This is a genomic window from Cobetia sp. MM1IDA2H-1 (assembly GCF_002916775.2).
GTDB classification, from domain to species: Bacteria; Pseudomonadota; Gammaproteobacteria; order Pseudomonadales; family Halomonadaceae; genus Cobetia; species Cobetia marina.
On sequence record NZ_CM133225.1, the window covers coordinates 2894970 to 2915649 of the forward strand.

Genomic DNA, 20680 nt, shown 5'->3' on the forward strand with positions numbered 1-20680 from the left:
CGTCCTTCCAGCTCTGATCGGGTCTGTTTCCCTTGAAAACGGTACCGATCCTCATGCATACGTTGAAGGAAAACAGTGTTTTTTGCAACGTCGAAAAACTTTGACACTACCTGTATCATTTAAGAGACGCTGTAAAAGTCACGATTCATGCACCGTTCAGGTGGTGACGAACCAGTCCCTCGAAGAGCGCGACACCCGGCATGATCAGGTCATCCGGGAAATCATAGCGGGGATGATGGAGTCCCGGGAGCGCTTCACCGGCCCCCAGCGTGAACATGGCGGCATGGCATTCTCGCCCCAGCACTCCGAAATCTTCCGACCAACGATGTGCCTGATCCAGCTCATGACAGGGCTGCCCCACCTGCGCCGCCACGCGACGAATCACCGCGTTCGCCTCAGCCGAATTCCAGGTCGCCTCAAAGGCATCGCACCAGTCCACCTCGATGCCGAGATGATCCTCCTCCGCCTCACTGCGAGCCAATGAGACCGCCGCCTCGGCGAGGGCCTTCATCATGTCGTTGCTTTCCGTGCGCAGGGTCGCCATCACCTCAGCATCCCCCGGCGCGGTGCCGAAGGCGACCTCCCCCAGCCGCGCGTGCACCAGAGTGACCATGGCAAGCCCCGTCTCGTCCGCGAACTGCAGCGACAGTCGAGAGAGTCCCTGCATGATGCGACACATGGCCATGGCGGGACTGCGCCCATTCTCGGGATGGGCTGCATGGGCGCACAGTCCGGAAAGCCGCACGATCATGCCCCGCGAGGCACAGGTGAAGGCGTCATCACGGACGCTGACCTCTCCCAGCGGCCGCCCCGGCAGATTGTGGCAGGCATAGAGGAAATCCGGCTTGATGGTCTCGAAGGCCTTGGTGCGTACCACCGCACGCGCACCCTCTCCCGTCTCCTCGGCGGGCTGGAACAGCAATACCACCTCGCCCCTGGCTACCGGGCGCCTGGCCAGGCGCTGCGCCACTCCCAGCAGCCACGTCATGTGCCCATCGTGACCACAGAGATGGCCGACATGCTGATGACAGGATGACCAGTCTCCCCGCGGCACCTCATCGATGGGCAACGCATCGAGCTCACAGCGCAACATGACCCGCGGACCGGGCGCGGCGCCGCGGAAGATGGCCGCCAGGCCATGCCCTCCCAATCCCGTGACCACCTCGGCGCCTGCCTCTTCCATCCAGCCGGCGATCAGGGCCGAGGTAGCTTCCTCCTGCCCGGACAGCTCCGGTGCCCGATGCAGCGCATGGCGCAGCTCGATCAGTTCAGTTCCCAGCAGCGGGAGCGTATTGTTCATGCCAGCCTCTCAATGGCCTGATACCACCCGAATTCACACGATGCCTTGCGGCTCGTGACCCGCGGGTCCGAAGCGAATGCTCTCCCCGCCCGTGCGCAGCACCCGATGCCGCTATAGCGCCTGACCCAGATCCGTCGGTGCCACGGGCCGTTCACGTCCCAGGTACTCGCGATACCACACCGGCATGCTTTCCAGCACGCATTGCGCTGCCTGCTGAAGAGGCTTGGCCATCTCTTCCTCGACGGCGATGCGCTCCTTGTCCTCTGCCAGCCGCTCACGCGGGCTCAGTGCCTTGCGTGCCGAGTGGGTATGCAGGTGGGACACTCGCCCGTGCAGGGTGCCAAAGGCCCCCAGGACGTCATCCTCTGCCAGCGAGGTATCCAGTATCTCGATCAACACCTTGCAGCGCAGCCCCCCTTCCACGAGGTCCACCTGGCCGGCCTGCATGGCACGGGCAATCGCTTCAAGACTCTCCAGGCAATTGGCGCGTGCACGCGTCAACTCCTCTGCACGCAACGCCTCGCGCTTCCTCACCTCACGGCGCAACTTGAGCGCATACGCCGTCAGACCGGCGATGATGATGAGTGCAATGACGATCAGAATGATGCTGGTACTCAGGGACATGCGATTCTCCTGCCGAAATCAAGTGACGAGTATAGGGACTGCGGACGGGACACCCAAGGCGGCGCGATGCCCCAGGGACCCCCGCGCGATGCCTGACAGAAAAAAAGCCCCGTATCCAGCGGAATACAGGGCTTTCTGATCAGCAGGTGATTCGCTCAGCGCCCCGCCATCAATGCCTCGAAACTGGCCTTGAGCTTGAGGTTCTGGGCCTGATGGGAGTAGCCCGTGGCAAGTGCGGCCAGGGTTCTGCTCAGCGCATCGGAGTCGCTCTCCAGCAGATGGGTACAGCGCTCGGCCCACTGCGTCGGGCTGGATTGCGCGGCCATCACCAGCGAGGGGTGATCGTCGAGCAACTCGGCCGAGCCGACACGCGCATTGAGCAGTACCGGCGTACCACAGGCCATGGCTTCCAGCGCGACACGTCCGAATTCCTCGATATGTGCCGGCAGAACGAACAGGTCCAGCGCACCATAGAGCGTTTCGACCTCGGCGATGGTCGAACGCCAGATCATGCGCTCAGCCACGCCGGCCACCTGCGCCTGCTGCTGGTAGGGCGCAGCATCATCCTTGCCCACCACCAGAAAACGATAGCGTCCGGGGCTGGCCTGCTCCATCAGCGCGGCCATGGCGACGAATCCGGCCACATTGCGCTTGGTGAAGTTCCCTGAGGTCACCAGCCCGATCAACTGCTCTTCCCCACTGACGCCAAGCGCCTCACGCTGGGCTTCACGGCCGGCACGTGCACGCTCGGGCGTGAACTGCACCGGGTCATAGCCCGGGTAGCTGATCTCGATCTTGTCCGGCGAGATCGCGTAGCGCTCGACGAGATCATCGCCCATCATGCGCGAATTGACCGCCACCTGACGGAACTTGCCACCGTTGAGCACGTGATCATGGATCGCGGCCACTTCATGATTCTCAGGCAGATCACGGCCATGGATGCACTGTGACGCCAGATGCACGCAGTTGTGCAGATAGACGGTATCCGGGCTCTCGCAATCCCCATGGCTGACCAGCAGGTCCGGCGTGTGGCGACGGGCCCATGCCTGAACCCGACGATTGAACCAGAAGCGCCGATAGGCCCCCTTGAACGGCCAGCGCCACAGACGCACCAGCTCCGCGCCATGCTCCCGCGCCAGCTCAGGCTTGCCACGTTCGGCGAGAATCACCACGCGATACCCCAGCGCGGTCAGGGCGTCCGCCTGCTCGAAGGCGTTGCGACTGGCACCGGTGCTCTTCTCGACCTGACGAATGGCAATCGCGGCCAGCTTTTCTGACCTCGCGAGACCCGCGCTCACGAGGCCTCCGGAGCTTGATGCATGGAATCACCACGGCCGACCGCGTAATACATCAGGCCGGCAGACTTCATGGCGGACGGCTCGAAGAGGTTGCGGCCATCCACCACCACCGGGAAGGCCAGCTGCTGCTTCAACCACTCGCCATCCAGCGTGCGGAATTCCTTCCACTCGGTGCACACCACCAGCGCATCCGCACCCTTGACCGCCTGGATGCGATCCGCGACCAGCACCAGGTCATCGCGCTCACCGTAGATACGACGGCATTCCTTCATCGCTTCCGGGTCATAGGCCTGCACCTTGGCACCCGCCGCCCACAGCGCTTCCATCAGCGTGCGGCTCGGCGCATCGCGCATGTCATCGGTGTTCGGCTTGAAGGCCAGCCCCCAGACGGCGATGGTCTTGCCGGCGAGATCGCCATCGAAGGCGCGTGACAGCTTCTCGAACAGCGTGACCTTCTGACGCTTGTTGACGGATTCCACCGCGGTGAGCAGCTCGGCCTCATAGCCTACCTGACTGGCGGTACGTGCCAGTGCCTGGACATCCTTCGGGAAGCAGGAGCCACCGTAGCCACAGCCCGGGTAGATGAAGTGGTAGCCGATGCGCGGATCACTGCCGATCCCGCGGCGCACTTCCTCGATATCCGCGCCCAGGCGCTCGGCCAGGTTGGAGATCTCGTTCATGAAGCTGATCTTGGTGGCCAGCATCGCGTTGGCGGCGTACTTGGTCAGCTCGGCGGCGCGCACATCCATGAACATCAGCTTTTCATGGTTGCGGTTGTAGGGGGCGTAGCATTCGCGCATGCGCTCGCGCACCGCCTCGGAATCGGTGCCGACCACGATGCGGGCACCGCGCGTGAAGTCCTCCAGCGCCGCGCCCTCCTTGAGGAATTCCGGGTTGGAGCAGACATCGAACGCAACACTCACGCCGCGGTGCTTGAGCACCTCTGCCACGCGGGCATGTACGCGATCCGCGGTGCCCACCGGCACGGTGGACTTGTCGATGATGACCTTGTAGTCATCCATGTGCTCACCGATGGTGCCCGCCACGGCCAGCACGTACTTGAGATCGGCACTGCCGTCTTCATCCGGCGGCGTGCCCACGGCGATGAACTGCAGCACGCCGTGCGCGACGGCCTCGCGGGCGTCGGTGGTGAAGTTGAGACGCCCTGCCTCCACGTTGCGCGTCACCATGCTCTCGAGCCCCGGCTCGAAGATGGGGATCTCACCCTGCTTGAGGCGCTCGATCTTGGCGGCGTCCACGTCCATGCAGATCACGTCATGGCCAACATCCGCCAGACAGGTGCCGGTGACCAGACCTACGTAACCTGTTCCGAAGACAGTGATTTTCATGTCAGTCCTTGGGTGTCTCTGAGGGTAGTGAAGGGGGTGACAGGGTGATCGGCGCGGAGGTTTCCCTCGCCGTCACGCCAGAAGATTGTGCACGAGCGGATGACGCGCCATCCGAAGCGCTGTCGAGCAAGCCATCCGGACTTTCCAGCAGACGCGTCGTGGCCTCCACGGCCTCTTCCAGTTCTTCGGCACCGGGGGCCAGCGGCCGGGCAAGAAAGTCCGACGGCAGATCCTCGAAGAAGTTCAGACGCCCCAGTTGATCCAGCACCGGATGGCGCTCGCGCGGCTGATAGCAGGCCGACCAGGGTGACAGACATGGCTTGTCCCCCGAGAAGTGGATTCCCATCCAGTCACTGGCCAGATAGGGAAGATCAAAACTGGCGAACGGCTGACGGGCATGCTCGCGCAGATGCACCATCTCACGCTCGGGATTGGGACCACGCCCCGCCTGCCACAGCCACAGGGGAATGCGATAAGGCGCCTGGCTGGGGCGATCACCGCCATGCACGTAAGCATCGCTGAGCGGATCATGCTCAAGACCATGATCGGAAAGGTAGAGCACGCCGGCATGGCGACCCTCGAGACGTTGGAAGACGCCCTCCAGCACCTGGTCCGTGAAGCGGATACTGTCGTCATAGGCATCGGTCAGCGGCGAGGTACTGTCCGGTGTCAGGAAGTAACGCAGCGAGTCGGGGTACTGCAGGCTGGCCGGCGGATGGCTGCCGTACAGATGCAGCACGATCAGTCGCGGCCCCTTGACCTTGCGCGCCAGTGCCTCATCGAGTGCATCCAGCAGTCCGTCGTCGTACTCCGTCATGATGGTTCTGGCGACGTCGGCACGCTGGGCGATGGCGGTGATCCAGGTGCGCTCGGAGGTGATATCGAGCCCCTGACGCGACAGCCACTCCGTATGCATGCCGGCCTGATTGGCCAGTGAAATCAGGTTGGCATCCAGATAGCGCGGCGAGAAGGTGCGCGGGTCCATCAGACTGGAAAGCATCGGCACCGCCAGCACCGTCTGCGGCGCCGGCGCGATGGCCTGGTCAAAGACCACCAGCTGATCACGACGGGCGTCGAGATTGGGCGTGGTCGGACGCGAATACCCGTAGAGCGACAGCTGATCACGCCGCTGGGACTCACCGATCACCAGCACGAAGACCGCATCATCCGGCACTTCAGGGCTGAGCGTGACCTTGCCGAAATCGTAGTCATCCGCCATCAGTGCCTTGAAACGCTCCTTTTCCCACCAGGCATGTGAGGTGGTGGCCAGGTTCCAGCCCGGCGATACCGACAGCGTGGTGATGGCCAGCGGCACGCTGGCACGCCCCCACTGCCAGCTACCTGCCAGCAGCATCAGCATCCAGAGCACGAAGGCGATTCCGCTGCGCCCCCCCAGCCGGGCGCGAGCCAACCCCGCCCCATGGCGATTGGCCAATGACAGGGCCAGCAGGAAGAACCCCAGCGGCACGATGAGTGCCAGCGGGAACTTGAACAGCATCGCCATCGACTCGCTGCGACTGGTATCCAGCGAACTCAGCGCGAAGGCCAGGCCATAGCGCGAATCGTAATAGACGGCGCTGACCACACTGGCCGAGAGATTGACGCCCAGTGCGGCCATCAGACCAAGTGCCGGCCAGCGCCAGCGTGGGCGATGGGCTGCCGCCAGCAGACACGGCCACAGCAGCAGGTTGCCGATAAGGATCAGACCGCCCTCGAGCAGCCCGTGGTAGATCAATGGCACCAGACTGGCCAGCGATGACAGCAGCACGGCGCTGATCAGCCCACCGGCGACACCGCCATCGGCGCGTCTGGCAAAGAGAGCACGCCCCGCGCGGCGCAGCATGCCTTCGCCACCACCGGCCCCGGGCCGCTCATTGTCATGGGTTTCACGCATCATGAGTCATCTCGCTCAGGCGCAAGCGTCAGCACTCCAGCACCTGGCGCCAGCGGCCGTCAGACTGGCCACAGGCAATGAAGAAAGGATTTCTGAGGGTGTCACGCGCGTTGTAACGCAGGACATCCGGCTGACCATCGGTCAGGCTCTGCGCATCGAAGACACACCCGCCCGCCGCTTCCAGCACGGCCTGCGCCGCGGCGGTGTCCCACTCGCAGGTCGGGGCATAGCGCGGGTAGAGATCCGCGTCGCCTTCCGCGATACGACAGAATTTCAGCGAACTGCCGCAGCTGACGGTCTCGACCGGCGTCAGACGCTCGATCAGCGCCGCCGTCTGCGCATCGAGATGCGACTTGCTGGCCACGACTCTCAACACCTCGGGCTCCGGGCTGACGCGAATGGCCGTTCGTCCATTGGCATCCTCGCGAAACGCGCCCACGCCATCAAGCCCGCTCCAGGTCGCCCTGAGCACCGGCGCATCCACCACGCCCAGCACGCTGCGCGTCCCCTGGATCAAGGCGACATTGACGGTGTATTCGCCACTGCCGTTGACGAACTCGCGGGTGCCATCCAGCGGGTCCACCAGCCAGAAGGTCTGCCAGTCACGGCGCGCCACGATATCCGCCTTGTCGCTTTCCTCGGAGAGCACCGGAATCTGCGGCGTCAGGCGGGCCAGCCCCTCCACCAGCACACGGTGTGCCGCAAGATCCGCGGCCGTCACCGGACTGTCATCGGCCTTGGCGCGTGTCTCGAGATCGCCGCCCTGCGCAACGGCGAGTATCGCCTGCCCCGCTTCACGGCAGAGCGTCTCGATGGCCGTCAGAAGTTCAAGATCAGGGGTGACATCAGACTGATTCATGGAAGTCTCGCAGATAATTCAAGGGAGTCAGCACGCGGCTTTCAGCTCGGGGCCATCATACGCAAAAGCGGCCGCGGATTCTGCCCACGGCCGCTTCCAGGAAGCCATTGATGACGGGGTGCGAGCTTACTCGCACGCCCATCTCAATCGGTGCTGCTATGCCTGCTTCAGTTGCTGCGATAGCCATTGGGGTTGCGTGACTGCCAACGCCAGCTGTCAGCCATCATGCGATCCAGCCCCAGCTCCGCCTTCCACTTCAATTCCTTGAAGGCCTTGTCCGGCTCCGCCCAGCATTCGGCGATATCACCGGAACGCCGCGGCGCGATGCGATAAGGCACCGGGCGACCGCTGGCCTTCTCGAAGGCCTTGACCATGTCCAGCACGCTATAGCCAGTGCCGGTGCCCAGGTTGTAGGTGTGGACGCCATCACGCGCTTCACCGGCCAGATAGTCCAGCGCCTTGAGGTGGCCATCGGCCAGGTCGACGACGTGGATGTAGTCACGCACCCCGGTGCCATCCGGCGTCGGATAGTCATCGCCGAACACGGCCAGCTCTTCAAGGCGACCCACCGCCACCTGGCTGATATAGGGCACCAGGTTGTTAGGGATGCCGTTGGGGTCCTCACCGATGGTACCGGACTCGTGGGCACCCACCGGATTGAAATAGCGCAGCAGCGCGATGCGCCAGCTGTCATCTGCCACGGACAGGTCACGCAGCACTTCCTCGACCATCAGCTTGGAGCGGCCGTAGGGGTTGGTCGCGGACGTAGGGAAGTCTTCACGGATCGGCGTGGACGCCGGATCGCCATACACGGTGGCGGAGGAAGAGAACACGATACGCTTGACGCCGGCCCGCGCCATGGCATCACACAGCACCAGGGTGCCATTGACGTTGTTGTCGTAGTAGGCCAGCGGCTTGGCGACGCTCTCGCCCACCGCCTTGAGCCCGGCGAAGTGGACCACGGCCTCGATATCATGACGCTCGAACAGGCTGTCGAGCAGCGCGCCGTTGCGGATATCCCCTTCGACGAACGGCACTTCGCGTCCGGCAAGCGTCGCCACACGCGCGAGGGAGGCTTCGCTGGCATTGGACAGGTTGTCCAGCACCAGCACCTGATGGCCGGCCTCCATGAGCGCCAATACCGTATGAGACCCGATGTAGCCTGCACCACCCGTGACCAGAATCATCCATCATCTTCCTTGTGAAAGTAACGCGACAGTGGGCCGCGCAGTTGACCTGCGCCGGCCCCGTTCATGGCTGCTAACCCTACCTTCCAGCCCTTGCGCTCACAAGTCCACAGCCAACGACAGCGTCTGTCGCCAGACAGCAACCTGACCCGTGCAGGATGGCGTCACGCAAGGCCTCGCACGCGACCTGAGCGCCTCGGATCGAGCGTCGCGCTTGCGCGGCGTCAAGGTTTCACCCACGGGAGTTTCGAAACAGGCAATGAAGGCTATTGAGCCGTGGCGCAATGCTGAGACAATGGCGCCGCCTGCCGGCCCGAAAGCCCCACCTGACCGACTCTCGGCGGCGATCGACCGACGCAGGCAGCATGACACGACGTGCATGACCTCCCGTTCAGGAACGAATGCATGCCGTGCAGTGAACAACGCCAACACGACAACGTGCCATCACCTACCATGACCCATACCAACAACACGATGACCAACATGATGAGGAAGCCTGTCGCCAGCGGGCTTCTCTGGAGTCGACATGCCTGAGCAACCTACCGATCACGTCGTTGATCAATCCTCCACGCCGCCACAAGCGCCACTTGCGGCGCGTATCGGTCTGATACTCGGTCCGCTCCTGCTGCTGCTGACCTGGCTGACCCCTGCCCCGGGCGACATGCCGGACACCGCCTGGCTTTGCGTGGGCCTGGCGCTGTTGATGGCGACCTGGTGGGCCACCGAAGCATTGCCGATACCGGTGACATCGCTGTTGCCCATCGTGCTGGTGCCCGCACTTGGCATCGACGACATCAAGAGCACCACGGCAGCCTATGCCAATCCGACTATCTACCTGTTCCTCGGTGGCTTCCTGCTCGGGATCGCCATGCAGCGCTGGGACCTGCATCGCCGCGTGGCCCTGCATACGCTGAAGCTTGCCGGCCATTCACCCCGCCGTCAGATCGCCGGTTTCATGATCGCCACCGGCTTCATCAGCATGTGGGTATCCAATACCGCGACCAGCATCATGATGCTGCCCATCGGCATGTCAGTGGTCAGCCTGATGTCCAGTGGCCGGGATGAGCGCGACAGCGACGACCCGGAGCTGAAGCGCTACGCCGCCGCCCTGCTGCTGGCCATCGCCTACTCCGCCAGCCTTGGCGGTATCGCGACACTGATCGGTACGCCGCCGAATGCCCTGCTGGCGGGTTACCTGTCCAGTGACCAGGGCATCGAGATCGGCTTCGCCCAGTGGATGGTCGTCGGCCTGCCGGTGGCCATCGCGATGTGCACCATCACCTGGTGGTGGTTGACGCGCACGCCCTTCTCCTTCGCATCCGAGACTTCGGACAGTGGCGAGATGATAAAGCGTGAGCTCAAGGCACTGGGTGTCATGAGCAGCGCCGAGAAACGTGTCGGCATCGCCTTCCTGGTAGCCGCCCTGCTGTGGATGTTCCGCCCGCTGATCAATCAGAGCGGCCTTGAGTGGCTGTCGGATACCGGCATCGCCATGGCCATCGGCGTCGGACTGTTCGCGATTCCCTCCGGCACCTCACGCGGTCGTCGCCTGCTGGTGTGGGAAGACGCGCGTGACCTGCCCTGGGGCGTATTGCTGCTGTTCGGGGGGGGACTGGCACTGGCGGGCGTCATCAAGAGCTCGGGTCTGGCGGAGTGGATCGCCGGACAGCTGTCGATGTTCAGCGTGCTGCCGCTCATCGGGCTCGTGGGCATCGTGGTACTGGTGATCATCTTCCTGACCGAGGTCACATCCAATACCGCGACGGCCGCCGCCTTCCTGCCCCTGCTGGGCGCGCTTGCGCTGTCGCTGGACATCGACCCGCTGCTGATCACCGTGCCGGCGGCCATCGCGGCCAGCTGCGCCTTCATGATGCCGGTGGCCACGCCACCCAATGCCATCGTGTTCGCCACCGGGCACCTCAAGATCCAGACCATGATGCGCGCCGGCTTCTTCCTGAACCTGGCAGGCACCGTGGTGGTCACGCTGCTGGCCTATGGCCTGATCGTGGCACTGTGGAGCTGATTCCCTGACAGCGTGACGTGACCCATCACTCGCGCCGCAAGGGGGATTCCCCGAAACGACAACGCCGGACTCCCATGGAGTCCGGCGTTGTCGTTCATGCCAGGCAGATTCTGCGACATCTCATCATGACACCTGCTGTCATGTTCAGAAGAAGCCGAGGAAGCCCTTGATGATCAGCGAGTTGGCGATATCGATCAGGAAGCCACCCACCACCGGCACGATGATGAAGGCCAGACGCGACGGCCCGTGGTGCTGCGTGACCGCCTGCATGTTGGCGATCGCCGTCGGCGTGGCGCCCATGCCGAAACCACAGTTACCCGCGACCAGCACCGCAGCGTCGTAGTTCTTGCCCATCAGGCGGAAGGTGACCTGGGTGGTGTAGAGGAACACCAGCGCGACCTGTGCCAGCAGGATGGCCAGAATCGGCAGTGCCAGATTGGCCAGATCCCAGAGCTTGAGCGTCATCAGTGCCAGTGCCAGGAAGATGGACAGACTGATGTTGCCCAGCACATCCACGGCATGGGTATTGAGGTGCTTGTCGCCGAAGGCGCGCACCACGTTGCCGATGACGATACAGCTGAACAGCACCCACACGAAGGTCGGCAGCGAGAAGGCCGTATCCGCCGTGAGTGCCTGCAGCTGCTGACCGCTGACGACCCCGAGCAGCAACATGAAGAGCGTTTTCAGAGCATTGGCAGTATTCAGCGGGTGCTGGACTTCCGTCTCGTCATACTCGGAATCGCTGACCTGGGCATTGATGTCCTGTCCTTCACGCTTCATGCGATTGATCAGGAAACGTGCCGTCGGCCCACCGATCAGCGACCCGAACACCAGCCCGAAGGTGGCACAGGCCATCGCGACTTCCATCGCGCCATTGATGCCATATTCGTCGGCGAAGACGTTGGCCCAGGCAGCCCCTGTACCGTGACCACCGGACATGGTGATGGAACCGCCGAGCAGCCCCAGTACCGGGTCGAGGCCAAACAGGCTGGCAACACCGACACCCAGCAGGTTCTGCAGGATGAGCAGGCCGATGACCAGCACGAGGAACAGGATCAGCTTGCTGCCGCCGGCACGAATCATGCGGACGTCCGCCGACAGGCCGACCGAGCCGAAGAACAGCAACATGAAGGGGGTCTGGAGACCGGCGAAGAACTGGAACTCGTAGCCCAGGCCACGCAGGCCGGTGACGATGAGGGTGGCGATGAGACCGCCGACCACAGGTTCGGGGATGTTGAACTCGCGCAGCACGCGTACGCGCTCGACAATCAGATGACCGACGACGAGGACAAGCGCCGCCAGCAGCAGGGTAGTGATAGCATCAAGTTGAATCATGCGATACCGATGAGTAGTTGTGGGTTGTTCTAGCGGACCTCCTGAACGAGAGGTGCACCGGCGAATCCCGACCGACGAGGGGATGGGGACACATCCATTGTCTCGTCACTCAGGGGGGTTGCCCTTGCACCGCTTGGAATTGTTGTGCTCTCGAATCCGTTGTACCACCAGATCGTTATCATTTACGCGGATGCAGCGATGATACGCAGGGATGGCACCGGTGCAAGTCCGGATATTGACTCGTCAGACAACTTCCGACAAAAGTCTATATCCGCTCGCCATGCCAAGGCCGGGGTTATCAGCTACTGACATTGCGCTCATCCCTTGCCATGACTGGGCTGGGGAGTGATCGGCCTTGAGAAACGACGAAGCCCTCGCCGCAAGGGGCGAGGGCTTCGTGGACCGTCACTGCAAGCAGGATTTCCGCCTTTCGTGGACGCTCGTGTCGCTCATTGCCGTCAGACGGCGACGGGACCCGCCTCTTCGGCACGTTCCGCTTCACTGCGTGCACTGCTTTCCAGGCCGCGATTGACCGCCGACAGCACCGCCTTGAGTGACGCGCTCACGGTGTCACCATCCTCGGCCATGCCGCAGACGCGCTTGCCATCGAGATTGAGCATCACGAAGGCCACCGCTACGGCGTCACTGCCTTCCCCGAGCGCATGCTCGCCGTAGTCCACCACGCTGACGGTGGCACCGGTGTGACGCTGCCAGGCATCCATGAAGGCGGAGATGGCACCGTTGCCTTCACCGGCCAGGGCAATCTGCTCACCCTTCTCGTCAATCAGTGTCGCGGTGAGCTGCTCGGCCCCCTCACGATCCAGTCGATAGCCCTTGAGACTCAGCGGTGCCTCGCGCTTGAAGCTGGCATCGAGAATCGCGCGGATCTGGTTGCTGGACAGCTCACCACTGACCTGCTCGCTGGCCTTCTGCACGTGCGGGGCGAGCTCGAGGCTCATCCAGCGCGGCAGGCTGATGCCGTGATCGCGTTCGAGCAGGAAGGCCATGCCGCCCTTGCCGGACTGGCTGTTGACGCGAATCACCGCCTGGAAGTCGCGACCCAGATCCTGCGGGTCGATGGGCAGATAGGCGACCTGCCACGGCTCGTCCGCCTGCTGCTTCTTGAGGCACTTGCGAATCGCGTCCTGATGGCTGCCGGAGAAGGCGGTGTAGACCAGCTCCCCGACCCACGGGTGGCGCGGATGCACCGGCAGGTTGGTGCACTCGGTATAGACCTGGATGATCTCGTCCGGGTTGGAGAGATCCAGCTCCGGGTCGATCCCCTGGCTGTAGAGATTCATCGCCAGGGTGATCAGGTCCATGTTGCCGGTACGCTCACCATTGCCCAGCAAGGTCCCTTCGATGCGGTCCGCCCCGGCCAGCAGGCCGAGCTCGGCAGCGGCAGCGGCACCGCCCCGGTCATTGTGGGTATGCAGCGAGATGATCGCGCAGTCACGACGGCTCAAGTGCTTGATGAAGTACTCGACCTGATCCGCGAAGTGATTGGGCGGGCCCACTTCCACCGTGGCCGGCAGGTTGAGGATGCAGCGATTGTCCGGTGTCGGCTGCCAGACATCCATCACCGCTTCACAGACCTCGACGGCGTAATCCATCTCGGTGGAAGTGAAGCTCTCCGGCGAGTACTGGAACACCCAGTGGGTGTCCGGGTAACGCGCAGCGTAGTCCTTGACCAGCTGCGCACCTTCGACGGCGATGGCCTTGATGCCCTCACGATCCATCTCGAACACCCGCTCGCGCTGAACGGTGGAGGTGGAGTTGTAGACGTGCACCACGGCATCGCGCGCCCCGACCAGTGACTCGAAGGTACGGGCGATCAAGTGCTCACGCGCCTGCACCAGCACCTGGATGCTGACACCCTCCGGCACCTGGTCTTCCTCGATCAACCAGCGCACGAAGTCGAAATCGAGCTGACTGGCGGACGGGAAACCGACTTCGATCTCCTTGAGGCCGATCTTGACCAGCAGCTTCCACATCAGCTTCTTCTGCTCGACCGTCATCGGCTCAAGCAGCGCCTGGTTGCCATCGCGCAGGTCGACACTGGCCCATAGCGGCGCCTGGGTCACGGTACGCGACGGCCATTGGCGGTCGGTCAGCGCGACAGGCGTGACGGGGCGATATTTGGTGTGGTCGAAGGCAGCACTTGGCGTGGATGCAGCAGTCATGGTCGTGTCCTTGGCGTGGTGGGCGTGGAAAGCAACGTTCGACATCCGGAGGCGGATTCGATGGCACCTTTCCCGCTCAACAGTGTCCCAATCGGGGCGCCTGAGTAAATGTGAGATGACGAGGGCATCAAGGCCCTCGCATCCGAAAGCTTGCCGCCAGCGCGACAGGCAAGCAAGTCGGAGGTAGAGAACATGGCCGCTACCTGCGACAGGACGTGGCTCCGGATCACGGTTGCCAGCGCGGAAGGAGAGATCGCGGGATCACCGTCGAATGCCTCTCAGCGGCCTCGCATCGATCAGAAGCGAGCCGGGTTCCGCAGGAAGCGGGCTGGACAGGGTGGCCAGTCCACCTGCTCGCACGACCCTGATGGTCGAACATCTGAATCGCTGAACAGTGATTACAGTATATGCTTCATATCGGGGCGCATGATTGCGAAAAACCCACTAAACCGCCATCTTGAAAGCATTTTATTTCATAATTCACACCTTCACCGCCAATGGATTGCGAAAAATGAGCCAGAACATTTCTCTCCCGACACTGGACCGCTTCGATCGACGGATTCTTGACGAACTCCAGCAGTCGGGACGCATCAGCAATCAGGAGCTCGCCGAGCGCATTGGCCTGTCACCGTCACCTTGCCTGCGCCGGGTACGTGCCCTGGAAGAAAGCGGCATGATCACGGGGTATCGGGCACAGGTCGATGCCCGCAAGCTGGGCCTGAGCCTGATGGCGCTGCTGCATATCTCGATGGACCGCCATACCCCGGAGCGCTTCGCCAACTTCGAGGAAACCATCGCGGCGCTGCCCCAGGTGATGGAGTGCCTGCTGATCACCGGTCAGGAAGCCGACTACCAGCTCAAGGTGGTCGTCAATGACATGGATGACTATCACGACCTGCTGCTCAAGCAGATCACCCGTATCGAGGGCGTCACCGGCGTGCATTCAAGCTTCGTGCTGCGTCAGGTGATCGACCATCAGCGCGTGCCGACGATGTGATGACGCCATGAAGGCCAGTTGACCAAACGACGACGCCCCGCCGAATCTCGGCGGGGCGTCGTCGTTTCAAGGCGGAAGGTTCATCAGGCGGAAGGTTCAGGCTGACGGCCACGCTAGCTGGTCACTCCGGCGGGCCAGCTCTGGTGAGCGCCCGCTGCTCGCGATGAAGCTCACCGCTCGCCCTCCAGCACCCCGCGACGAATCTGGTCTTCCTCGATGGATTCGAACAGCGCCTTGAAATTACCTTCACCGAAACCGTCATTGCCCTTGCGCTGGATGATCTCGAAGAAGATCGGCCCGATCACCGTCTCGGTGAAGATCTGCAACAGGATTCCTTCACCCGGTGCGCCATCCACCAGCAGGCTCAAGGCCTTGAGATCCTCGACGTTCTCTTCATGGTTGGGCACCCGTGCATCAACCTTTTCATAATAGGGTTCGGGTGTGGTCAGGAACTTGACGCCATTGGCCTTGAGCGCCTTGACGGTGGCATAGATGTCATCCGTCGCCATCGCCAGATGCTGGATGCCTTCCCCGTTGTAATCCCGGATGAATTCCGCGATCTGGGAGTTGTCGTCGGCGGACTCGTTGATGGGGATGTGCATCTTGCCGCAGGGCGCTGTCATGGCTCGCGAGAAGAGCCCGGTCATCTTGCCCTCGATATCGAAATAACGGATCTCGCGGAAGTTGGCGATACGGGCATAGAAGTCCGCCCACACATCCATCTGGCCGCGTCCGACATTGTGCGTCAGATGATCCAGCGTATGCAGGCCGACGCTGTTGGCATTCTCCACCGCCCCCTCGATGGCGACGAAGTCGGTGTCGTAGATCGAGCGTTCCCGGTGATGATCCACGAAATACAGCACCGAGCCGCCAATCCCCTCCACCGCCGGGATACCGACCTCGCCCGGGCCGACAGGGTGCTCGACACTGCGTGCGCCGTGCGCCAGCGCGTAGCGATGCGCCTGCTCGGCATCTGCCACGCGCCAGGCCATCGCACAGGCACTCGGGCCATGAATCGCCGCGAAGCGTGCCGCGGGGCTGTTCGGCTCGGCGTTGAGCACCACATTGATGCCATGCTGCTGGAACAGGAACACCTGCTTGGAGCGATGACGCCGCATCTCGGTAAAGCCAAGCTGGCAGAACAGCCCACGCAGGGCAGCGATCCCGGCGGCATCCGGTGCCGTGAACTCGACGAACTCGAAGCCGTCCGTGCCGATGGGATTGTGCTGTTCGATACGCGCCGGTGCGTTCATGAGGTACTCCTGAGTCAGGCTGCCGACAAGGCAGGCAAGGTAGAGAAAGGCGGGCGACATCCTTCATGACAGGCGAACGCGCCGCACATCACCTGTGATGTCCCGATTCCGTTATCGGGAATCTATGCCTTGCCTGCCGCCCTGCCCATGCACCTTGCGCCCTCATTGGTGCCGTATCCTGCCTCCCCCCACGCCAGACATGTAACGAAACTCTGCCATAGTGCTGACGGCCATCTCGACACTGCTCACCCGGGGCGCTCTCACTGCCGCGAGCGCCTGACACTGCGTCATGCTTTCTTTACACCTATCGGCGCGTCGCGCCTGCGACTGCCACATGCCCGTCTTGCGTTGGCCGCTAGAGCCAGGCGCCACTGCCCAGCTGCCAGGCGACGGCCAGCAGAATGGCCGCGATGAAGGCTTCGATGACCTGCCAGGCACGCGGACTGGTCAGGCGGGGTGCCAGCCAGCCAGCACAGGCCACCAGCCCGAAGAACCAGACCATCGAGGCCAGGCTGGCTCCGGCGATGAAGCCCGCCGGCGAGCTCTGTTGTGCCCCGATGGCACCCAGCATCACCAGGGTATCCAGATAGACCTGCGGATTGAGCAAGGTCACCGCCAGCGTCGCCATCAGCACCTTGCCAAGGCTCGCCTTGAGCGCCGTACTCGCCGTGAGCTGCCCACCACTGCGCATGCGCCCCAGCGCCTTGACCGCTTGCCAGAGCAGGAAGGCGACACCTCCCCAACGCGCGATGCTCATCAACATGGGGGATTGCTGCATCAAGGCCCCCAGCCCCAAGACCCCCGCCACGATCAGCAGCCAATCACACAGCGCACAGAGCCCCGCGACCCACCATTGATGTTCGCGCTTGAGCCCCTGACCCAGCACGAAGGCATTCTGGGCGCCGATGGCGATGATCAGCCCGGCCCCGACACCTGCTCCATTGAACACTGACCACCACATGACACTGCCCTTCCCTTGCATGATTCTCGGATTCAGCGCGTTGCGCCCCTGTCTGTCTTCGGCGCGCTTCCGGACTTCCCGGCGCTGCAGCCGCAGGCAGAGTACGCTAGGATGAATACATCATGGAAATTGATTCAGGGAATGGCTCATAAGGATTTCTGATGCTGGACTACAAACTGCTGGAGGCGCTGGCCGCCGTCATCGACCAGGCAGGTTTCGAGCGCGGGGCACGCGCGCTGGGCCTGACACAATCAGCGGTCTCGCAGCGCATCAAGCTGCTGGAGGCCCGTCTGGGCCAGCCGGTACTGGTGCGCACGCCACGCCTGGGGCCGACTCCGCTGGGGCGGCGTCTGCTCAATCATGTGCAGCAGGTGCGCCTGCTGGAGCATGACCTGCTGGATCAGATTCCCGCTCTCGGTGACAGCGAGCAGCGCCTGCGCATCGCCATCAATGCCGACTCGCTGGCCACCTGGTGGCCACAGGTCACCGGTGCCTTCTGTCAGACGCACGAGCTGCTGCTGGACATGCTGGTGGAAGATCAGGAGGTCGCCCTCAAGCGCATGCGCGATGGCGAGGTGGCGGGCTGCATCTGCTCGACCCCACGCCCGGTCCAGGGGGCTCGCTCACATCCGCTGGGCAGCATGCGGTATCGCGCATTGGCCAGCCCGGATTTCGTGCGCCGCCACATCGCCGGAGAGGATGGCGTCATCCCGTCACGTCTGCCTGCCGAGAAACTGCGCAGCATGCCCGCCATCGTCTATGGCCGGGATGACCGTCTGCAGCATCGGCTACTGGCCGAGATGGGCTTCGACGAGCCTTTCCCGCATCACCTCTGTCCCTCCTCAGAAGGCTTCGTTCACCTGGCCTTGAGTGGCATGGGCTATGGGATGATTCCCGAGCAGCAGGCGCGCCACCTGCTGGACAGCGGTGAACTGGTCGATATCGCGCCGGACCACGCGCTGGACATCCCGCTCTACTGGCATCACTGGCGCCATGGCGGCAGCACCCTCGAACAGCTCACTGATCACCTGCTGCGTCACTGCAGCGCCATGCTGCTGCCCATACCGGAGCAGCAACCGCCACGCCCGGGGACCCTGTGATCCTGTGAGCTCATGACCCTGTCCGCATCACGCCAGCCCCTCGCACTCAGCTCGTCTGCTGCTCACGCACCAGCTGAGCGAGAAAGCGATCACAGGCCGCCAGCTGGCGGATGTCGATGTACTCGTTGGCCTGATGGGCCACGCTGATGGAGCCGGGCCCGCAGACCACCGTCGGCCAGCCTTCGCGCTGGAACTGGCCCGCTTCGGTGGCATAGGTCACCGCCTGACTGGCACGCGCCTCCCCCAGCAGACGCTGACAGAGATGGATCGCCGGATCACGTTCGCCCTGCCCCAGCGCCGGCACCGTCTCCACCGTGCGCTCACTGTGAATCGCCACCTCGGGCGCCCGCTCGCGATAGGGCACGAGCAGACGCTCCGCGTAGGCATCGATCTCCGCCAGCATCGCCTCGACATCCTCGCCCGGCAGATGGCGCAACTCCCAATCGAAGATGCACTGCCCTGCGGTGATGTTGACGGCCGTGCCGCCTTCGATGCGCCCGACATGCAGGCTGGCATGCGGCACCTCGAAACGCTCGTCGAGTTGCCCACAATCGATGCGCGCCTGCATGCGGTCCTCGATGAAGGTGACCATGCGTGCCGCCAGATGAATCGCGCTGACCCCCAGATTGACCTGACTGGAATGCGACGGCTTGCCGGTCACCGTGGTGCGGATGACCGTGATGCCCTTGTGGGCATCGACGACGCTCATCAAGGTCGGCTCCCCCACCAGCACCGCCGCCGGGCGCGGCAGGCGATCACGCAGACGCGCAATCATGCGCGGCGCGCCGAGACAGCCGATTTCTTCATCATACGAGAAGGCGAAAATCACAGGCCTTTCAAGCTTGCCATCACGCGCTGCACTCACCAGCGCCGGCACCGCCGCCATGCAGCAGGCGATGAAGCCCTTCATGTCGGATGAGCCCCGCCCATACAGGCGGCCATCGGCCTCGCGCAGCGTGAAGGGATCACTGTCCCAGGCCTGCCCCTCCACCGGCACCACATCGGTATGCCCGGACAGCACCACACCGCCCTCCACGTCAGGGCCGATCACCGCGAGCAGATTGGCCTTGTCACCGCCATCATCATGAATGATCTCGGCGCTGACACCGGCCACTTCCAGAGCATCACGCAGGCAATGGATCAACGCCAGATTCGAGTCACGTGACACGGTCGCGAAATGGATCAGATGCGCCAGCCATTCACGGCTGTTCGGCCAATCGGAGAAGTCGGCGTGCTGAGGCATCAGGCTGGCGGTATCGACGGCGCTGGTGGCGGAAGCGTGCATGGGGGCATTCCTGTTCGGGGACATCTGAGCGGAGAGCACCATGCGCAACGCGCTGGCCTCATGTGCTCACCGGTATAGCGCAGCGCACCTTTGACAACAAGCGCCAGGCCACGACAGAAACCGGGCCAGGAGTGCCGCGATCAGCCACAGGCCGCAAGCGCCTTGCGACGCGGGGGATAGAGCACCAGCGCGATCCCGAACAGGAAGATGCTGCACGAGAGCCACTGTGCCAGCGACAACTGCTCATCAAAGATGGCGTAACCACTGAGCAACGCGAACACCGAGACCAGCAAGGTCATGGGGGCCAGTTGACTCATCGGATACTTGAGCAGCATCCGGTTCCAGACCCAGTAACCAAAGAGGGTCGTCGGATAGGCCTGGAACAGCACCGAGACCCAGGCATCCATCCCCCACTGTTGATAGGTGGCACTCAGCACCCCCCAGCCATTCATCGCGACGCTCAACGCCATCAGCGGTAGCGGCGCAAACAGCATGCCCCAGAGGTTGAAGGCGAAAGGTGTGCGCGTGCCGGAGCTGCGCAGAATCACGCCAGCCAGGGGCCAGCAGATCGCCGCCAGCAGGATGAAGGCAAGTCCCGCCAGGGTCACGTTGCCGTTGGTGGTGAAGACGGAGACCACCAGCCCCACCAGCGAGACCAGAATGCCTGCCGCCATGCGCGGCGAGATGATCTCCCGGTAGAGCAGCACGCCGACCAGCACCGTGGTCAGCACATCGGTCTGCAACAGGACCGCCGCCATGCCAGAGGACAGCCCGAAGGTGATCGAGCATGAGGCCATGCCCCAGATACCGGTACCGAACACCAGCCCGTAGGCCATCAGGTAGCGCCACGGCACCTGCGGCTTGCGGATGAAGAAGATGAGCGGAAAGGTGGCACACGCGAAGCGCGCCGCGGCGATCAGCAAGGGATCCATGTCACTGACCCCCAGCTTGATCATCGAGAAGTTGAAGCCCCAGATTGCCATCACGCTGGTGATGAGCAATAGATCGCGTCCCTGCATGGCGTGTCTCCTG

General features: G+C 63.2%; 16 protein-coding genes. 3 read left to right on the forward strand and 13 right to left on the reverse strand.

The genetic code is table 11. From position 1 onward, the window contains the following. Positions 1 to 145: 145 nt before the first annotated feature. From BOH68_RS12315 to galE, 7 genes are all read right to left on the reverse strand, one after another. Entirely contained in the window at positions 146 to 1300 is a 1155-nt protein-coding gene (locus BOH68_RS12315; protein ID WP_077374642.1) for an amidohydrolase, read from the reverse strand. Positions 1301 to 1411: 111 nt separating this feature from the next. After that, a complete protein-coding gene (locus BOH68_RS12320; protein ID WP_077374644.1) occupies positions 1412 to 1924 on the reverse strand; it encodes a DUF2489 domain-containing protein in 513 nt (170 codons plus the stop codon). Positions 1925 to 2079: 155 nt separating this feature from the next. Next, positions 2080 to 3222, reverse strand: a complete 1143-nt coding sequence (locus BOH68_RS12325; protein ID WP_077374646.1) for a glycosyltransferase family 4 protein — start codon at positions 3220 to 3222, stop codon at positions 2080 to 2082. Continuing rightward, positions 3219 to 4571 (reverse strand): UDP-glucose dehydrogenase family protein, encoded by a 1353-nt coding sequence (locus BOH68_RS12330; protein ID WP_077374648.1) that lies wholly within the window; start codon positions 4569 to 4571, stop codon positions 3219 to 3221. The genes BOH68_RS12325 and BOH68_RS12330 overlap by 4 nt, the downstream gene beginning before the upstream one ends. A gap of 1 nt (position 4572) precedes the next feature. After that, positions 4573 to 6468, reverse strand: a complete 1896-nt coding sequence (locus BOH68_RS12335) for a phosphoethanolamine transferase (protein ID WP_077374654.1) — start codon at positions 6466 to 6468, stop codon at positions 4573 to 4575. A gap of 25 nt (positions 6469 to 6493) precedes the next feature. After that, the gene (gene cysQ / locus BOH68_RS12340; protein ID WP_077374657.1) at positions 6494 to 7324 is read right to left on the reverse strand and encodes a 3'(2'),5'-bisphosphate nucleotidase CysQ; all 831 of its coding nucleotides are present in this window, start codon (positions 7322 to 7324) and stop codon (positions 6494 to 6496) included. A gap of 167 nt (positions 7325 to 7491) precedes the next feature. Continuing rightward, positions 7492 to 8511, reverse strand: coding sequence for a UDP-glucose 4-epimerase GalE (galE, locus tag BOH68_RS12345; protein WP_077374660.1), 1020 nt, complete (start codon positions 8509 to 8511; stop codon positions 7492 to 7494). Between the two features lie 526 nt (positions 8512 to 9037). Between galE and BOH68_RS12350 the strand changes: the two genes are divergently transcribed. Further along, positions 9038 to 10534 carry an SLC13 family permease gene (locus BOH68_RS12350; protein ID WP_077374662.1) on the forward strand — a complete coding sequence of 499 codons (1497 nt, stop codon included), beginning with the start codon at positions 9038 to 9040 and terminating at the stop codon, positions 10532 to 10534. 144 nt (positions 10535 to 10678) lie between these two features. Here BOH68_RS12350 and gltS read toward each other — a convergent pair whose 3' ends face one another. Then, entirely contained in the window at positions 10679 to 11869 is a 1191-nt protein-coding gene (gene gltS / locus BOH68_RS12355; protein ID WP_077374665.1) for a sodium/glutamate symporter, read from the reverse strand. A 458-nt stretch (positions 11870 to 12327) separates the two neighbouring features. After that, positions 12328 to 14052: a 2-isopropylmalate synthase gene (gene leuA, locus BOH68_RS12360; protein ID WP_077374668.1), complete on the reverse strand. Its 1725-nt coding sequence runs from the start codon at positions 14050 to 14052 to the stop codon at positions 12328 to 12330. 511 nt (positions 14053 to 14563) lie between these two features. Here leuA and BOH68_RS12365 point away from each other — a divergent pair. Beyond that, positions 14564 to 15049: an Lrp/AsnC family transcriptional regulator gene (locus tag BOH68_RS12365; protein WP_077374671.1), complete on the forward strand. Its 486-nt coding sequence runs from the start codon at positions 14564 to 14566 to the stop codon at positions 15047 to 15049. Positions 15050 to 15219: 170 nt separating this feature from the next. On the opposite strand, the gene hppD is transcribed toward BOH68_RS12365, so the two are convergent. Together hppD and BOH68_RS12375 are read right to left on the reverse strand one after the other, a co-directional pair. Next, the gene (hppD, locus tag BOH68_RS12370; RefSeq protein WP_077374674.1) at positions 15220 to 16302 is read right to left on the reverse strand and encodes a 4-hydroxyphenylpyruvate dioxygenase; all 1083 of its coding nucleotides are present in this window, start codon (positions 16300 to 16302) and stop codon (positions 15220 to 15222) included. Between the two features lie 355 nt (positions 16303 to 16657). Next, on the reverse strand, positions 16658 to 17263 hold the full coding sequence (locus tag BOH68_RS12375; protein ID WP_077374677.1) for a LysE/ArgO family amino acid transporter: 606 nt from the start codon (positions 17261 to 17263) through the stop codon (positions 16658 to 16660). Between the two features lie 161 nt (positions 17264 to 17424). On the opposite strand from BOH68_RS12375, the gene BOH68_RS12380 reads away from it, so the two are divergent. Further along, positions 17425 to 18363, forward strand: a complete 939-nt coding sequence (locus tag BOH68_RS12380; protein ID WP_077374680.1) for a LysR family transcriptional regulator ArgP — start codon at positions 17425 to 17427, stop codon at positions 18361 to 18363. 46 nt (positions 18364 to 18409) lie between these two features. Here the strand turns inward: BOH68_RS12380 and argE are convergent, their stop codons facing one another. Beyond that, positions 18410 to 19648 carry an acetylornithine deacetylase gene (argE, locus tag BOH68_RS12385; protein ID WP_308457328.1) on the reverse strand — a complete coding sequence of 413 codons (1239 nt, stop codon included), beginning with the start codon at positions 19646 to 19648 and terminating at the stop codon, positions 18410 to 18412. A gap of 140 nt (positions 19649 to 19788) precedes the next feature. Continuing rightward, positions 19789 to 20667 (reverse strand): EamA family transporter, encoded by an 879-nt coding sequence (locus tag BOH68_RS12390; protein ID WP_077374683.1) that lies wholly within the window; start codon positions 20665 to 20667, stop codon positions 19789 to 19791. Between the last annotated feature and the right edge of the window lie 13 nt (positions 20668 to 20680).

Coding starts and splice junctions, on each gene's coding strand:
- BOH68_RS12315 (WP_077374642.1), bottom strand. CDS start 1,300: ATGAACAATACGCTCCCGCTGCTGGGAACTGAACTGATCGAGCTGCGC.
- BOH68_RS12365 (WP_077374671.1), top strand. CDS start 14,564: ATGAGCCAGAACATTTCTCTCCCGACACTGGACCGCTTCGATCGACGG.
- BOH68_RS12390 (WP_077374683.1), bottom strand. CDS start 20,667: ATGCAGGGACGCGATCTATTGCTCATCACCAGCGTGATGGCAATCTGG.
- BOH68_RS12375 (WP_077374677.1), bottom strand. CDS start 17,263: ATGTGGTGGTCAGTGTTCAATGGAGCAGGTGTCGGGGCCGGGCTGATC.
- BOH68_RS12335 (WP_077374654.1), bottom strand. CDS start 6,468: ATGATGCGTGAAACCCATGACAATGAGCGGCCCGGGGCCGGTGGTGGC.
- leuA (WP_077374668.1), bottom strand. CDS start 14,052: ATGACTGCTGCATCCACGCCAAGTGCTGCCTTCGACCACACCAAATAT.
- hppD (WP_077374674.1), bottom strand. CDS start 16,302: ATGAACGCACCGGCGCGTATCGAACAGCACAATCCCATCGGCACGGAC.
- BOH68_RS12380 (WP_077374680.1), top strand. CDS start 17,425: ATGCTGGACTACAAACTGCTGGAGGCGCTGGCCGCCGTCATCGACCAG.
- gltS (WP_077374665.1), bottom strand. CDS start 11,869: ATGATTCAACTTGATGCTATCACTACCCTGCTGCTGGCGGCGCTTGTC.
- argE (WP_308457328.1), bottom strand. CDS start 19,648: ATGCACGCTTCCGCCACCAGCGCCGTCGATACCGCCAGCCTGATGCCT.
- BOH68_RS12320 (WP_077374644.1), bottom strand. CDS start 1,924: ATGTCCCTGAGTACCAGCATCATTCTGATCGTCATTGCACTCATCATC.
- BOH68_RS12330 (WP_077374648.1), bottom strand. CDS start 4,571: ATGAAAATCACTGTCTTCGGAACAGGTTACGTAGGTCTGGTCACCGGC.
- galE (WP_077374660.1), bottom strand. CDS start 8,511: ATGATTCTGGTCACGGGTGGTGCAGGCTACATCGGGTCTCATACGGTA.
- cysQ (WP_077374657.1), bottom strand. CDS start 7,324: ATGAATCAGTCTGATGTCACCCCTGATCTTGAACTTCTGACGGCCATC.
- BOH68_RS12350 (WP_077374662.1), top strand. CDS start 9,038: ATGCCTGAGCAACCTACCGATCACGTCGTTGATCAATCCTCCACGCCG.